Source organism: Shewanella sp. SM73, from assembly GCF_025653795.1.
Classification (GTDB): Bacteria; Pseudomonadota; Gammaproteobacteria; order Enterobacterales; family Shewanellaceae; genus Shewanella; species Shewanella oncorhynchi.
Window position 1 is genome coordinate 78,223 of record NZ_JAKKRY010000019.1, and the last position, 14,560, is coordinate 92,782.

Here is a 14,560-nt window from a genome sequence, read left to right on the forward strand (position 1 = left end):
GGTTATGCAAAATCAGTATTCACACATAGTGTTAGGTTTGGGGGCCACGGGCTTGTCCGTGGTGCGCTATTTGTGTGGAAAGGGCATTACGCCATTGGTGATGGACAGTCGTCGGCAGCCTCCGGGCGCCGAAACGTTAGCGACGTCTTTTCCTGATGTGAAGCTGATTTCTGGCGGATTCGATTGCCGTTATCTTGTGCAAGCGACGCAGATCATTATCAGTCCAGGCATTGCCACTTATACCCCAGAGGTACGTGCCGCTGTGGATATGGGTATCGAAGTGATTGGTGATGTTGAGCTATTTGCCCGTGAGATTGCTGACCGTAAACCTTGTGTGATTGGCATTACTGGCTCTAACGGTAAATCGACCGTCACTACGTTGGTGGGCGAGATGGCAAGGGAAGCGGGTATTGCCGTTGCCGTCGGAGGTAATATCGGTGTACCTGCGCTGGATTTGCTGCATGAAAATGCGGACTTATTTGTGCTTGAGTTGTCGAGCTTTCAATTGGAAACCACCCACAGTCTTAAGTGTGTGGTGGCGACCTGTTTGAATATCAGCGAAGACCACATGGACAGATACAGTGACATCGATGCCTACCGCGAGGCTAAATTTCGCTTATACAAACAAACCCGTGCCGTACTCTTTAATCGTGACGATAAACTGACCGTACCGCCAGAACCAATGAACCAAAACAGTTTTGGTTTAGCGGCGCCAGAAGCGGACGAATGGGGCATCAGCGACAGCAAGATTTATCACGGCAGCAGCGAAATAATGCCGATCACTGAAGTCTCGCTGATTGGCAGTCATAACCATGCCAACCTACTTGCTGCGATGGCGCTTGTGGATGTCGTGGGTATCGACAAGCACGTTATGGCAAAAGTGGCGCGTACTTTTACTGGCTTATCCCATCGCTGTGAAGTGGTTGGTGTTAAGAATGGCGTGACCTATGTCAATGACTCTAAAGCGACAAATGTCGGTGCCACAGTCGCCGCACTCGATGGCTTGAGTGACCACTTAGGCGATATTATTTTGATTGCTGGCGGTGACGGTAAAGGGGCTGATTTTAAGCCTTTAGCTGTGGCTTTAGCTAAAGTCACACACCTCATCACCTTAGGCCGCGATGGTAAAAAGATTGCTGCATTGAAAGACGGCTCGATAAGAGTCGACACTATGGCTGCTGCGGTAGCGAAAGCCGCTGAATTGGCCACCTCTGGTGATATCGTTTTATTATCGCCAGCCTGCGCCAGTTTAGATATGTACAGTAACTTCATGGCTCGAGGTGATGATTTTAGAAACCTCGTGGGACAACTTAATGGCGAGTGATGCAAGACAACTTAGCCTATTTGGGCGTTTGCGTTTAGCAATTCCCAATTGGCAACGTGATACCGAAGTCCCGGGCGTGCAATTGTACGACCGTGCTTTGCTCGCGGCTGTGTTGTCTTTGATTAGCTTCGGCTTTGTAATGGTGATGTCAGCCTCTATGCCTGAAGCGCAAACGCTCACGGGGAACCCATTTTATTTTATGACTCGCCATGTGGGTTATTTAGTGGGTTGCTTATTCATTGCGGCATTTGTGCTAAGAGTAGAGATGCAGACTTGGCAGCGCTGGAGCCCCATGTTGTTGTTGATTGTGGGTTTGATGTTGTTGGCTGTATTGGTGGTTGGCACTACGGTAAACGGTGCAACGCGTTGGTTATCCATAGGCCCTATTCGCATCCAGGTGGCGGAAGTCGCTAAATTTGCCTTCGCCATCTATATGGCGGGTTACTTAGTGAGGCGTCATCAGGAAGTGCGTGAGAATGCTAAAGGCTTCTATAAGCCGATTGCAGTATTTGCGATTTACGCTGTGCTGATTTTGATGCAGCCCGACTTAGGTACTGTGGTGGTGCTATTTGTGGGAACGGTTGGTCTATTGTTTTTAGCCGGTGCGCGGTTACTCGATTTCTTTGCCTTGATTTTTGCGGGCGTATTGGCGTTTGTGGCCCTAGTGCTATTGGAACCGTATCGTATCCGCCGAGTGACCTCCTTTATGGATCCTTGGCAAGATCCCTTCGGTAGCGGTTACCAGTTGACTCAATCTTTGATGGCCTATGGTCGAGGTGATTGGTTCGGCCAAGGGCTCGGAAATAGTATTCAAAAACTAGAATATTTACCCGAAGCGCACACTGACTTTATCTTTGCCGTGATCGGGGAAGAATTGGGCTTTATCGGCATTATCGCTGTGTTATCTGTGCTGCTATTTGTGGCGCTGAGATCGATTCGTTTAGGTAATTTGTGTTTAGCCATGGATAAGCCATTTGAAGGTTATTTAGGTTATGCCATCGGTATTTGGATTTGTTTCCAGACTGTGGTGAATGTCGGCGCGAGTATCGGCATGTTGCCAACCAAAGGGCTGACATTACCTTTTATCAGTTACGGTGGTAGTAGTTTATGGGTCATGACTGCGGCAGCCATGATGTTGCTGCGCATTGATTACGAGCGGCGCATGACATTAGTTCAGGCCGTGCAAGGGAGATTGAAGTGATGACTCCAACAGGAAAACGTATTTTAGTCATGGCGGGTGGTACGGGAGGACATGTGTTCCCGGCACTCGCGGTGGCTAAGTATTTAGCTCAACAGGGTTGGCAAGTGCGTTGGTTAGGCACGGCCGATCGTATGGAGGCGCGTTTAGTGCCTCAGTATGGATTTGATATTGATTTCATCGATATCAAAGGTGTGCGCGGTAATGGTTTGATCCGAAAACTCGCGGCGCCCTTTAAAGTGGTGCGTTCAATATTGCAGGCTAAGGCCGTGATTGCTGAGTTTAAACCCGATGTGGTCCTTGGCATGGGCGGATTCGCCAGTGGTCCAGGTGGTGTTGCGGCAAGATTAGCCGGTATTCCATTGGTACTACATGAACAAAATGCCATCCCAGGGATGACAAACAAGTTGTTGTCGCGGATTGCGACGCAAGTGTTATGCGCCTTTAAAAATACCTTTACCACAGTGAAGGCCAAGGTCGTTGGTAATCCGATTCGCCAAGAACTGATTGCCTTAGGCGCAGAACCTCAGCCTGAGGCTGATAAAGCTTTAAAAGTGCTCGTGGTCGGTGGCAGTCTTGGCGCCAAAGTATTTAACGATCTTATGCCAGAAGCTGTCGCGATACTGAGTCAGCAGCAGTCAGTGACGGTTTGGCATCAAGTGGGTAAAGATAATCTTACGGGCGTGAAGGCGGCATATCAGCAACAAGGACAAGATGGTGGCGTGAATATCGCTGAGTTTATCGACGATATGGAAGCCGCCTATCGCTGGGCTGATGTGGTATTGTGCCGAGCTGGCGCCTTGACTGTGTCTGAGTTAGCGGCGGTGGGGCTACCGAGTATTCTGGTACCTTATCCCCATGCAGTGGATGATCATCAAACCCGTAACGCTCAAGTATTGGTTGAGGCTGGCGCAGCTTTCCTATTGCCACAGGCCATCTTGGACGTGAATAAACTGGCGAACAAATTACAGTTGCTCGCCAATGACAGAACAGAATTAGCCCGTATGGGCCAAAGAGCGAGAGACGTTGCGGTACTGGATGCGACTGAACAAGTTGCCGCAGTGTGCATCAGCCTTGCTGAGAAAGGATAAGCATGACTAAGACAGAAAGATACGCACAACTGAGAAGCATGATCCCAGAAATGCGCCGTATTAAGCGTATTCACTTCGTCGGCATTGGCGGCGCGGGCATGGGCGGGATCGCCGAAGTGTTAGTGAACGAAGGCTATCAGGTGAGTGGTTCGGATATTGCGCAAAATGCCGTGACCGACAGATTGTGTTTACTCGGAGCCAAGATCCAAATTGGTCATGCCGCTGAAAACGTGCAGCAAGTGGATGTGGTCGTTATATCAACCGCGATTAATCTGGAAAATCCAGAAATCCTTGCCGCTAAAGAATTACGTATTCCTATTGTGCGTCGTGCTGAGATGTTAGCCGAGTTGATGCGTTATCGACATGGTGTGGCGATTGCGGGCACTCATGGTAAAACCACGACAACGAGTCTTATCGCCAGCGTTTATGGTCAAGCTGGGCGGGACCCAACCTTTGTGATTGGTGGCTTGCTTAACAGTGCCGGTACCAATGCCAGATTAGGTACCAGCCGTTATTTGATTGCCGAAGCCGATGAGAGTGATGCGAGCTTTTTGCATTTGCAGCCTATGGTCAGTGTGGTGACTAACATCGAAGCCGATCATATGGATACTTATGGCGGTGATTTTGAAAAACTGAAATCGACTTTTGTGGATTTTCTGCACAACTTGCCGTTCTACGGTGTCGCTGTGGTGTGCATTGATGATGCCGTCGTGCGTGAGATTCTGCCGCGTATTGGCCGTAAACACGTGACCTATGGTTTCAGTGACGATGCGGACGTGCAAGCACTTAATTTTAGCCAGCAAGGTCATCAGTGCCGTTTTACTGTCAGACGTAAAGCTAAAGAAGATCTCGATCTGGTGTTGAATTTACCGGGCCAACATAATGTGCTCAATGCGTTAGCGGCCATTGCGGTGGCGACTGAAGATGAAATCGACGATAACGCTATTACTCAGGCTTTAGTGGAGTTCCAAGGTATAGGGCGTCGTTTCCAGCATTTAGGCAAATTTGCCACGCCGAAGGGCGAAGTTATGTTAGTGGATGATTATGGTCATCATCCCAGCGAAGTTGCGGCGACCATTAAAGCTGCGCGTGCAGGATGGCCTGATAGACGTTTGGTCATGGCGTATCAGCCGCACAGATACACTCGTACCCGTGATTTGTATGAGGATTTTGTGGAAGTGTTATCACAAGTGGATTGCTTATTGTTACTCGATATTTATAGTGCGGGTGAAGCGCCTATCACAGGTGCGGATGGTCGAGCATTATGCCGCTCAATTCGCTTGCGTGGTCAGCTAGATCCGATCTTTATTGCAAGCCCAGATCTGCTTGCAGAAGTGTTGCCCGATGTATTGCAGGACGGGGATTTATTACTCACCCAAGGTGCGGGTAATATTGGCGCCCTGTCACGACAGTTAGCGTCGTCTGGATTAGGGTTTGCTGTGGTGGAATTACCTGCGCAAGCAAGCTGATCTTTAGCGCTTGATCTGCGAGAAAAAGGAAATTTTGACCAAAGGATTTTGGTCTATATAATGGCCGGTTTTCTGTGGTTTTTAATGGGTGTCGTTAAAGGTGGGATGAAGCGTGTCTTGGAGTGATAAGAGGCGGCACTGGCGGGCAAGAATGTCACGGTTTAATTGGTATCAGTGGAGCGGGGCTGGCTTTTTATTCTTCATCGTAGCCAGTTTTGTATTTGGTGGCTATCAGTTACATAAATTTTTGAATGATGCCAGCAACTTGCCGATTGAGGCCGTTGCCATCAAAGGTGAGCGGGTTTACACCACAGATAAAGATATACAAGTAGCACTACAGCATTTAATGCAACGCAGTTTTTTTAGTGCTGACATTACCTTAGTGCAGCAGGCACTAGAAGCCTTGCCTTGGGTATATCGCGCATCGGTAAGGCGTGAGTGGCCAGCGAAACTCAGGGTGTATTTGCAAGAGCAGCAACCCGCAGCCCATTGGAATGGTGACTTGTGGTTGAACGTGCATGGAGAAGTATTCGAAGCGCCATCGCACCCAGAGCTTGAGCATTTACCGCAGTTATCTGGACCAAATGATATGGGCCTTGAGGTGTTGACTGTCTATGCACAGATCAACTCCCTACTAAAGATTAATGGCTTTACCTTAGCCAGTTTGAATTTAACGCCACGACATGCGTGGCACGCGACCCTTGGAAACGGTATCGTTTTAGATTTGGGTCGAGAAGATAAAATTGCACGGATACAACGATTTATTACTGTTTATCCGGTTTTGGCGAAACAAGAGAAATCCGTTGCCAGAGTAGATTTGCGCTACGACACAGGGTTGGCCGTAGGCTGGGGCGATGCACAAACAAGAGAGCCGATAATTAATGATCAAAAACCAAGATAGAAACCTTATCGTCGGATTGGACATAGGAACCTCTAAGGTCGCAGTGATCATAGGCGAAGTTCTGCCCGATGGTGAAATCAGCATAGTCGGCCTTGGTAACCATCCCTCAAGGGGCATGGATAAAGGTGGCGTGAACGATTTAGATTCAATAGTTCGCAGTGTGCAACGTGCGCTCGATCAAGCGGAATTAATGGCGGATTGCCAAGTGTCATCGGTTTACTTGAGTATTTCGGGTAAACACATCGCCTGCCAAAATGAAAACGGCATGGTATCGATCAACGATGAAGAAGTGACACAGGAAGATGTTGATAACGTGATCCATACGGCTCGCTCGGTGAAGATCCCGACCGAACGTCGCATTTTACACGTGCTGCCGCAGGAATATGCAATCGACGTTCAAGACGGTATTCGCAGCCCAATCGGTATGTCCGGTATGCGTATGGAGGCCAAGGTGCACATAGTGACCTGCGCCAATGATATGGCGAAGAATATTACTAAGAGCGTTGAGCGTTGTGGCCTTAAGGTTGACGACTTAGTGTTCTCGGGGATTGCCTCAGCCGATGCTGTGTTGACCTTCGATGAGAAAGATTTAGGTGTGTGTATCGTCGATATCGGCGGTGGCACTACAGATATTGCGGTATATACCAATGGCGCTTTGCGTCATTGTGCGGTTGTACCGGTTGCAGGTAACCAAGTGACGAACGACATTGCGAAGATTTTCCGCACGCCGTCGTCACATGCTGAACAAATTAAAGTGCAGTTCGCCTGTGCTCGCAGTTCTATGGTGAGCCGCGAAGACAGTATTGAAGTGCCATCGGTAGGTGGTCGTCCATCGCGTAGCATGTCACGTCACACGCTCGCCGAAGTAGTAGAACCAAGATACCAAGAGCTGTTTGAGCTTGTGCTCAAAGAGTTGAAAGACAGTGGTTTAGAAGATCAAATCGCCGCAGGTATTGTGCTCACTGGTGGCACAGCGTCGATTCAAGGTGTGGTCGATATTGCGGAAGCGACTTTTGGCATGCCAGTTCGCGTAGCGTCACCGCTACCGATCAAAGGTTTATATGAATACGTGGACCAGTCTATTTACTCCACAGGAGTCGGACTGCTTCATTACGGCGCACGACGGGTGATCGAACGTCAGTTCGAACGTCCTGAGCGCCAAGGGGTAACTAGCGCTTGGAATCGGGTCCAAAGCTGGTTTAAGGGCGAATTTTAATTTTCATAACGCAGGCAACACGGAGATCAGACAATGTTTGAGATCATGGATACTCACTCAGACGACGCGGTGATTAAAGTCATCGGCGTTGGCGGCGGCGGTGGTAACGCTGTCGAACATATGGTCAAACACAACATTGAAGGTGTTGAGTTTATCGTTACCAATACAGACGCTCAGGCCCTGAGAAAATCAGGCGCTGGCTCAACAATTCAATTAGGACGCGATGTCACTAAAGGTCTTGGAGCAGGGGCAAACCCAGATGTGGGTCGTGCTGCAGCTGAAGAAGACCGCGAAAACATTCGCGCGGCAATCAAAGGTTCTGACATGATCTTTATCGCTGCCGGTATGGGCGGTGGTACAGGTACAGGTGCTGCACCTGTTGTGGCTCAAATCGCACGCGAAGAAGGTATTCTCACCGTTGCGGTTGTGACTAAGCCTTTCCCATTCGAAGGGAAAAAACGTATGGCTTACGCTGAGCAAGGCATTGCCGAGCTGGCTAAGCACGTGGATTCGTTAATCACGATCCCGAACGAAAAATTATTAAAAGTATTGGGCCGTGGTACTTCTTTACTCGATGCGTTTGCAGCAGCGAATAATGTGTTACTTGGCGCGGTACAAGGTATTGCCGAGCTTATCACTCGTCCAGGTCTGATTAACGTCGACTTCGCCGACGTGAAGACTGTGATGTCTGAAATGGGTAATGCCATGATGGGTACAGGCGTCGCTCGCGGTGAAGACCGTGCTGAAGAAGCGGCCGAAGCTGCTGTTGCCAGCCCATTATTAGAAGACATCGACTTAGCCGGTGCGCGTGGTGTGTTAGTGAACATTACTGCGGGTATGGACATGAGTATCGAAGAATTCGAAACTGTCGGTAATCACGTTAAGGCTTACGCCTCTGACAACGCGACTGTGGTTGTTGGTGCTGTCATCGACCCAGAAATGAGTGATGAGCTGCGTGTAACGGTTGTTGCGACTGGTATCGGTGCTGAAAAGCGTCCTGATATCCAATTGGTTTCTAAACCTGCACCTCGTCCAGAGCCTGTAGTTGTTGAACCAAAAGTCGAAGCCTATGTCGAAGAAGCTGCACATGTGAACTATGCAGCGCCAAAAGGCAACGTGTTGCCAGCGGCTCCGCAGCCAGCTCCTACGCCTGCACCATCGACAAAGCATGAATTGGATTATCTTGATATTCCAGCATTTTTGCGTAAGCAAGCCGACTAGCGAGAGCGTTTGAGTCCAGCGTAATATGTGAGGTGTTGTTCGTTTTGGGCAATACCACAACATAGCTGCATTTGTGTGACATAATAAAGTTATGTTATTATGTTGAACCAGTGCGGCTCGATTTGCCGACGCTGAGTGTACAAATATTAGGCTTTATAATTGGCATATAAACGGGTAACTGAATGATATTTCAACGAACTGTTCAGAAAATGGTGAAAACAACTGGTGTCGGATTGCATTCTGGCAACAAGGTCACTTTGAGCATTATGCCCGCGCCCGTTAATTCAGGGATCGTACTCGTGCGCACCGATTTGAGTCCTGCCGTCGCCATTCCAGCGAAGGCGGAGCAAGTTCGTGAAACCACTATGTGTACGGCACTTGTCAATGACGAAGGTATTCGTATCTCGACCATTGAGCATTTATTTGCAGCACTTGCGGGTTTAGGCATAGATAACGCTGTAATCGAAGTGGACGCGCCTGAAATTCCTATTATGGATGGCAGTGCAAGCCCATTCGTCTTCTTGTTGCAGTCTGCTGGTATTAAAGAGCAGGCCGCGCCTAAGAAGTACTTAAAGATTAAGCGCCCTGTGCGCGTTGAAGATGGCGATAAATGGGCCGAGTTAAAACCGTTTAAAGGTTTTAGAGTCAATTTTAAAATTGATTTTGCGCATCCAGAAATCGCTCGTAGCCAACAGCATGTGGTGATGGACTTTTCAACTTCTGCTTTCGTGAAAGATATCAGCCGCGCCCGTACTTTTGGGTTTATGCGTGATATCGAATATTTGCGAGCCAACAACCTAGCGTTGGGCGGCAGCATGGAAAACGCTGTTGTACTTGATGAATATCGCGTCCTTAATCCCGACGGCCTGCGTTATGAGGACGAATTTGTTAAGCACAAAATTCTAGATGCGTTTGGTGATTTATATGTAGCTGGGCACGCTATTTTAGGTGAGTTTACTGCGTATAAAACCGGTCATGCGTTGAACAACCAATTGGTGCGTGCTTTACTCGCGCAACAGGATGCGTGGGAGTTGGTCAGCTTCGAAAAAGAAGCCGATGTCCCCGTCAGCTTTACCGTACCAGGTGGCGCTGTATTTGCTTAAAAAGCGGTAAGATTATTTATTACGGCTGGCCAATGAGGCCAGCCGTTTTAGTTTTTCACCCAGTGAACCGCCAATATTTTCCGCTAATGCTGCAATGTGCTCCGCTGCTGCTGGGCTTAATTCTTTATGTCCCTGTTTAGGCTTTGCGTCATACATTGCTAATCTCGGGTTGACTTTAACTTCAATTGCGGTAAGGATTGGGAGCGTTTCTGCTTGAAGCTGGATTAATAGCTTCGGCTTTTGGAAATTAATTCGCGCAGCCCAGGCCGCCGAAGTGGTTTCAACCACAAGAACACCCTGGCGGAAATTAGCGACTTTTAGTTGCTCCGCAACAGGACCTGCAATAATCTGCTTCACATGCTGATCCAGATACATAAGTAGTTCCGCTTTCTCAGCAAGGTCGGGTAATTTTCCCGATTGATGCAGTAATTGGCTGAGATCTTGAGGGGGCTTTTTCATATGATAATAAGATGGCTGAATTAGGCTATGAGTGTAACAGTATTTATTCAAGGTCGGAATGGCGTCACACGCTGGCAGCCCAGTAAACGCTGGTTGCTACTTCCAATACTATTGTTGGCCACTGGGTCCGGTATTTATCAACACAACTCCGCTCGATTTCAAGATCAGCAAGCCAGTGTCGATAACGATCGTCTCGTGCGCGAACAACAAAAGAAACAAGTCTTAGAGCTTAAAAGTGCTACTGAGTCTCAACTGGCTATGCTTGTGACTCATGTTGCACGTATGCAAGCCAAGATCACCCGTCTCGAAGCTTTAGGTCAACAGGTCGCCCAGCAGAATAAGTTGGATGAAGATTTTGATTTTTCATCCGAGGTTGGTGTGGGTGGTTTGAGCGAACTAGGCACTAACATCGAGCTCGGACAGCTTATCGACGATATGGATAAGTTGGCATCACGAATTGACAATAATAATGTTCAGCTTTCACTACTTGAAACAGTGTCATCTAACCACCATATAGATGATGAACGTTATATATCAGGTATCCCGCTCGATAAAGGTTGGTTATCGTCGCCCTACGGATTACGTAATGACCCTTTCAACGGTCGCAGGTCTGTGCATAAGGGGATTGATTTTACCGGTCGAGAAGGAGCTAAAGTTGTTGCGACTGCTGCAGGCGTGGTGACTTTTGCTGGAAATATGTTCGGTTATGGCGAATTGGTTGAAATCGACCATGGTAACGGTTTGCATACGCGTTATGGCCATAATAAAGCTTTGTCAGTGACTGTAGGTGATGTGGTCGCAAAAGGCGATGCTATCGCCAGTATGGGAAGCACTGGGCGCTCAACTGGGGCTCATGTGCATTATGAAGTGTTGCGCGGCGGACAGCAGATAGATCCACAAAAGTTTGTCTACCGCAAAGCAAGTTAATTGAAACATTGGCTTCTAGTTTCCATCATGGACTTGGCCTACAGAGAATAAGTGATTCAGATGTTTGGTAAATTACTGACAAAAGTATTTGGTAGTCGCAACGACCGCACCCTTAAAGGGCTTCAAAAGATCGTTATTAGCATTAACGCATTAGAAGCTGATTATGAAAAATTAACCGATGAAGCATTAAAGGCGAAAACCGCAGAGTTCCGTGAGCGTTTAGCTGCTGGAGCTTCATTAGATAGCATCATGGCTGAAGCCTTTGCTACAGTGCGTGAAGCGTCTAAGCGTGTATTTGATATGCGTCATTTCGACGTACAGTTACTCGGCGGTATGGTACTCGACAGCAACCGTATTGCTGAAATGCGTACGGGTGAAGGTAAAACCTTAACGGCAACCTTACCCGCCTACTTAAACGCATTGACAGGCAAAGGCGTCCACGTGATTACAGTGAACGATTACTTGGCACGTCGTGATGCCGAGAATAACCGCCCACTGTTTGAATTCCTTGGTTTAACCGTAGGAATCAACGTCGCAGGTATTGGCCAACATGAGAAGAAATCTGCCTATAACGCCGATATCACTTACGGGACCAACAACGAGTTTGGTTTCGATTATCTGCGCGATAACATGGCGTTTTCACCGCAAGAACGGGTCCAACGTCCGTTGCACTACGCCCTAATCGATGAAGTGGATTCAATCTTAATCGACGAGGCGCGTACGCCGCTGATCATTTCTGGCGCTGCCGAAGATAGCTCTGAGCTATACATCAAGATCAACACCTTGATCCCCAATCTTATCCGTCAAGATAAAGAAGATACGGAAGAGTATGTGGGTGAGGGCGACTACAGCATTGATGAAAAAGCCAAACAAGTGCATTTCACCGAGCGTGGCCAAGAAAAAGTAGAAAACCTGCTGATCGAGCGCGGCATGTTAGCCGAAGGCGACTCACTCTATTCTGCTGCAAATATTTCCCTATTACACCACGTCAACGCGGCGCTTCGTGCGCACACGCTGTTTGAGCGCGATGTGGATTACATAGTACAAGACAACGAAGTCATCATAGTCGATGAACACACGGGTCGTACTATGCCAGGTCGTCGTTGGTCAGAAGGCTTACATCAAGCTGTCGAAGCCAAAGAAGGCGTACACATTCAAAACGAAAACCAAACATTAGCTTCGATCACTTTCCAGAACTACTTCCGTCAATACGAGAAGCTGGCAGGTATGACAGGTACAGCTGACACTGAAGCGTTTGAATTCCAACACATCTATGGATTAGACACAGTCGTTGTGCCGACTAACCGCCCAATGGTGCGTAAGGATATGGCGGATTTGGTTTATCTGACCGCCGATGAAAAATATCAAGCCATCATTAAAGACATTAAAGATTGCCGTGAACGTGGTCAGCCAGTATTGGTGGGTACAGTCTCAATCGAACAGTCTGAACTGTTAGCGCGCTTAATGGTACAGGAAAAGATCCCGCACGAAGTTTTAAATGCTAAATTCCACGAACGAGAAGCTGAAATCGTCGCGCAAGCTGGCCGTACTGGTTCTGTGACTATTGCGACGAACATGGCAGGTCGTGGTACCGATATCGTGCTTGGCGGCAACTGGAACATGGAAATCGATGAACTCGATAATCCAACAGCAGAGCAAAAAGCTAAGATTAAAGCTGATTGGCAAATTCGTCATGATGAAGTCGTTGCTGCGGGTGGTTTACATATCCTAGGCACAGAACGTCACGAATCACGCCGTATCGATAACCAGTTACGTGGTCGTGCGGGTCGTCAAGGTGACGCGGGTTCATCACGCTTCTACCTGTCGATGGAAGATAGCTTAATGCGTATCTTCGCCTCGGATCGTGTCTCTGGCATGATGAAAAAGCTGGGTATGGAAGAAGGCGAAGCGATCGAGCATCCATGGGTGTCTCGCGCAATTGAAAACGCTCAACGTAAAGTTGAAGCCCGTAACTTCGATATCCGTAAGCAATTACTCGAATTTGATGACGTCGCTAACGATCAACGCCAAGTGGTTTACGCCCAGCGCAATGAGTTGATGGATGCGGAAAGTATTGAAGATACTATCCAAAACATCCAAGACGATGTAATTGGCGCGGTAATCGATCAATATATTCCGCCGCAATCAGTAGAAGAGCTGTGGGATATCCCGGGTTTAGAGCAACGTCTACACCAAGAATTTATGCTCAAATTACCTATCCAAGAATGGTTAGATAAAGAAGACGATCTGCATGAAGAGAGTCTACGTGAGCGTATTATCACTGCTTGGGGCGATGCGTATAAGGCAAAAGAAGAAATGGTTGGCGCACAAGTGCTACGCCAGTTTGAAAAAGCCGTTATGCTACAAACGCTCGATGGCCTGTGGAAAGAACATTTAGCGGCGATGGACCATCTGCGTCAAGGTATCCACTTACGTGGTTACGCACAGAAGAATCCAAAGCAAGAATATAAGCGTGAGTCGTTTGAGTTATTCCAACAACTACTGAACACCTTGAAACACGACGTCATCAGTGTACTGTCGAAAGTACAAGTGCAAGCTCAGTCAGATGTGGAAGAAATGGAAGCGCGTCGTCGTGAAGAAGATGCCAAGATCCAGCGCGACTATCAACACGCAGCGGCAGAGTCGCTTGTTGGCGGTGGTGATGAGCATGAAGCTGTCACTGCGCAAGCACCGATGATCCGTGATGGTGACAAAGTGGGTCGCAACGATCCTTGTCCTTGTGGCTCTGGTCGTAAGTACAAACAATGCCACGGCAAGTTAAGTTAATCTGCTGACAGATTAAGCCTACTGAATAAGTAGAATAAAACGTACACTAAAGGCAACTTATCTAAGTTGCCTTTTTATTTTTTCATTAATTTAGAATTAAGCCTCACGTTTACTCCCATGTCATCCGGATTACATTCTTACTCTTCTTTATATAGCTAATCGTCGTTATTCCCCATTGAACATCATTTCATTCTTATCGATAGCCTCTAAAGTTAACCCGCCGCTGTAGCAAATTTAACCGTTAAAACCCATTTTGTGGATAAGTCTGAGGATAAAGTGGGGGTATTGTGTGACTAACTGAAAGTATTAAAAAAAGATCCATTTTTCTCAAAAAAGCCCTTGCGGACTTTCTCAATCTCCCTATAATGCGCATCCACTGACACGGCAGACAGCGTAACGCAAGTTAAGCAAAGAAAGCCAAGCAGTTCATCGGTTAGCAAGCTAAACGATGAGTGTTGAGAAAGTTGAAAAAACTACTTGACGCACTAACGGGAATGCGTAAAATACGCAGCCCTGACCCGCTGAAAACTCAGTGTGTGGTCAACGCTCTTTAACAATTTATCAAGCAAATCTGTGTGGACACTCACAGGTGTTGAGTTAATCGAAACTGCTTAGCCTTCGGGTTGGCAGTCAAAAATTTAAATCAATGTAACAATGAGTGTTCATAGTAATATGTACAGTTTGTTTCAGCCCTTCTTTTATAGGGAGTGCGAGAAACAAAAAATCAGAATTCATTGAGCCGCTGAAGTCGCAAGACGGAAGCAACAAAACTTTAATTGAAGAGTTTGATCATGGCTCAGATTGAACGCTGGCGGCAGGCCTAACACATGCAAGTCGAGCGGCAGCGGGAAGATAGCTTGCTAT

11 protein-coding genes and 1 rRNA gene are annotated in these 14,560 nt (G+C 47.7%); 11 read left to right on the forward strand and 1 reads right to left on the reverse strand.

Translation table 11 applies throughout. From position 1 onward, the window contains the following. The first annotated feature begins 4 nt into the window (after nt 1-4). From murD to lpxC, 8 genes are all read left to right on the forward strand, one after another. Nucleotides 5-1,324, forward strand: coding sequence for a UDP-N-acetylmuramoyl-L-alanine--D-glutamate ligase (gene murD, locus L5M51_RS20350; protein WP_263174368.1), 1,320 nt, complete (start codon nt 5-7; stop codon nt 1,322-1,324). After that, nucleotides 1,314-2,525 (forward strand): cell division protein FtsW, encoded by a 1,212-nt coding sequence (gene ftsW / locus L5M51_RS20355; RefSeq protein ID WP_113941076.1) that lies wholly within the window; start codon nt 1,314-1,316, stop codon nt 2,523-2,525. Before murD ends, ftsW begins: the two co-directional genes overlap by 11 nt. Next, complete coding sequence (gene murG, locus L5M51_RS20360) at nt 2,525-3,613, forward strand: undecaprenyldiphospho-muramoylpentapeptide beta-N-acetylglucosaminyltransferase (RefSeq protein ID WP_263174372.1); 1,089 nt, start codon at nt 2,525-2,527, stop codon at nt 3,611-3,613. Before ftsW ends, murG begins: the two co-directional genes overlap by 1 nt. 2 nt (nt 3,614-3,615) lie before the next feature. Beyond that, nucleotides 3,616-5,082 (forward strand): UDP-N-acetylmuramate--L-alanine ligase, encoded by a 1,467-nt coding sequence (gene murC / locus L5M51_RS20365; protein ID WP_105251197.1) that lies wholly within the window; start codon nt 3,616-3,618, stop codon nt 5,080-5,082. Between the two features lie 151 nt (nt 5,083-5,233). Continuing rightward, the gene (locus L5M51_RS20370) at nt 5,234-5,983 is read left to right on the forward strand and encodes a cell division protein FtsQ/DivIB (protein WP_168826587.1); all 750 of its coding nucleotides are present in this window, start codon (nt 5,234-5,236) and stop codon (nt 5,981-5,983) included. Continuing rightward, a complete protein-coding gene (gene ftsA / locus L5M51_RS20375) occupies nt 5,964-7,199 on the forward strand; it encodes a cell division protein FtsA (protein ID WP_006079897.1) in 1,236 nt (411 codons plus the stop codon). The genes L5M51_RS20370 and ftsA overlap by 20 nt, the downstream gene beginning before the upstream one ends. Before the next feature lie 33 nt (nt 7,200-7,232). After that, entirely contained in the window at nt 7,233-8,420 is a 1,188-nt protein-coding gene (gene ftsZ / locus L5M51_RS20380) for a cell division protein FtsZ (protein WP_106648312.1), read from the forward strand. A gap of 182 nt (nt 8,421-8,602) precedes the next feature. Then, the gene (gene lpxC, locus L5M51_RS20385; RefSeq protein WP_011845621.1) at nt 8,603-9,523 is read left to right on the forward strand and encodes a UDP-3-O-acyl-N-acetylglucosamine deacetylase; all 921 of its coding nucleotides are present in this window, start codon (nt 8,603-8,605) and stop codon (nt 9,521-9,523) included. Between the two features lie 12 nt (nt 9,524-9,535). Here lpxC and L5M51_RS20390 read toward each other — a convergent pair whose 3' ends face one another. After that, nucleotides 9,536-9,982: a DUF721 domain-containing protein gene (locus tag L5M51_RS20390; protein ID WP_105251200.1), complete on the reverse strand. Its 447-nt coding sequence runs from the start codon at nt 9,980-9,982 to the stop codon at nt 9,536-9,538. Nucleotides 9,983-10,009: 27 nt separating this feature from the next. On the opposite strand from L5M51_RS20390, the gene L5M51_RS20395 reads away from it, so the two are divergent. From L5M51_RS20395 to L5M51_RS20405, 3 genes are all read left to right on the forward strand, one after another. Continuing rightward, complete coding sequence (locus tag L5M51_RS20395) at nt 10,010-10,909, forward strand: M23 family metallopeptidase (RefSeq protein ID WP_105251201.1); 900 nt, start codon at nt 10,010-10,012, stop codon at nt 10,907-10,909. A gap of 60 nt (nt 10,910-10,969) precedes the next feature. Further along, complete coding sequence (gene secA / locus L5M51_RS20400; RefSeq protein ID WP_113941072.1) at nt 10,970-13,696, forward strand: preprotein translocase subunit SecA; 2,727 nt, start codon at nt 10,970-10,972, stop codon at nt 13,694-13,696. A gap of 773 nt (nt 13,697-14,469) precedes the next feature. Beyond that, a 16S ribosomal RNA gene (locus L5M51_RS20405) occupies nt 14,470-14,560 on the forward strand; the annotation flags it as partial.

Excerpts from the sequence above, each read along its gene's own strand:
- L5M51_RS20390 (WP_105251200.1), bottom strand. The coding sequence starts at position 9,982 with ATGAAAAAGCCCCCTCAAGATCTCAGCCAATTACTGCATCAATCGGGA.
- murD (WP_263174368.1), top strand. The coding sequence starts at position 5 with ATGCAAAATCAGTATTCACACATAGTGTTAGGTTTGGGGGCCACGGGC.
- L5M51_RS20370 (WP_168826587.1), top strand. The coding sequence starts at position 5,234 with ATGTCACGGTTTAATTGGTATCAGTGGAGCGGGGCTGGCTTTTTATTC.
- ftsA (WP_006079897.1), top strand. The coding sequence starts at position 5,964 with ATGATCAAAAACCAAGATAGAAACCTTATCGTCGGATTGGACATAGGA.
- ftsZ (WP_106648312.1), top strand. The coding sequence starts at position 7,233 with ATGTTTGAGATCATGGATACTCACTCAGACGACGCGGTGATTAAAGTC.
- secA (WP_113941072.1), top strand. The coding sequence starts at position 10,970 with ATGTTTGGTAAATTACTGACAAAAGTATTTGGTAGTCGCAACGACCGC.
- murG (WP_263174372.1), top strand. The coding sequence starts at position 2,525 with ATGACTCCAACAGGAAAACGTATTTTAGTCATGGCGGGTGGTACGGGA.
- murC (WP_105251197.1), top strand. The coding sequence starts at position 3,616 with ATGACTAAGACAGAAAGATACGCACAACTGAGAAGCATGATCCCAGAA.
- lpxC (WP_011845621.1), top strand. The coding sequence starts at position 8,603 with ATGATATTTCAACGAACTGTTCAGAAAATGGTGAAAACAACTGGTGTC.
- L5M51_RS20395 (WP_105251201.1), top strand. The coding sequence starts at position 10,010 with ATGAGTGTAACAGTATTTATTCAAGGTCGGAATGGCGTCACACGCTGG.
- ftsW (WP_113941076.1), top strand. The coding sequence starts at position 1,314 with ATGGCGAGTGATGCAAGACAACTTAGCCTATTTGGGCGTTTGCGTTTA.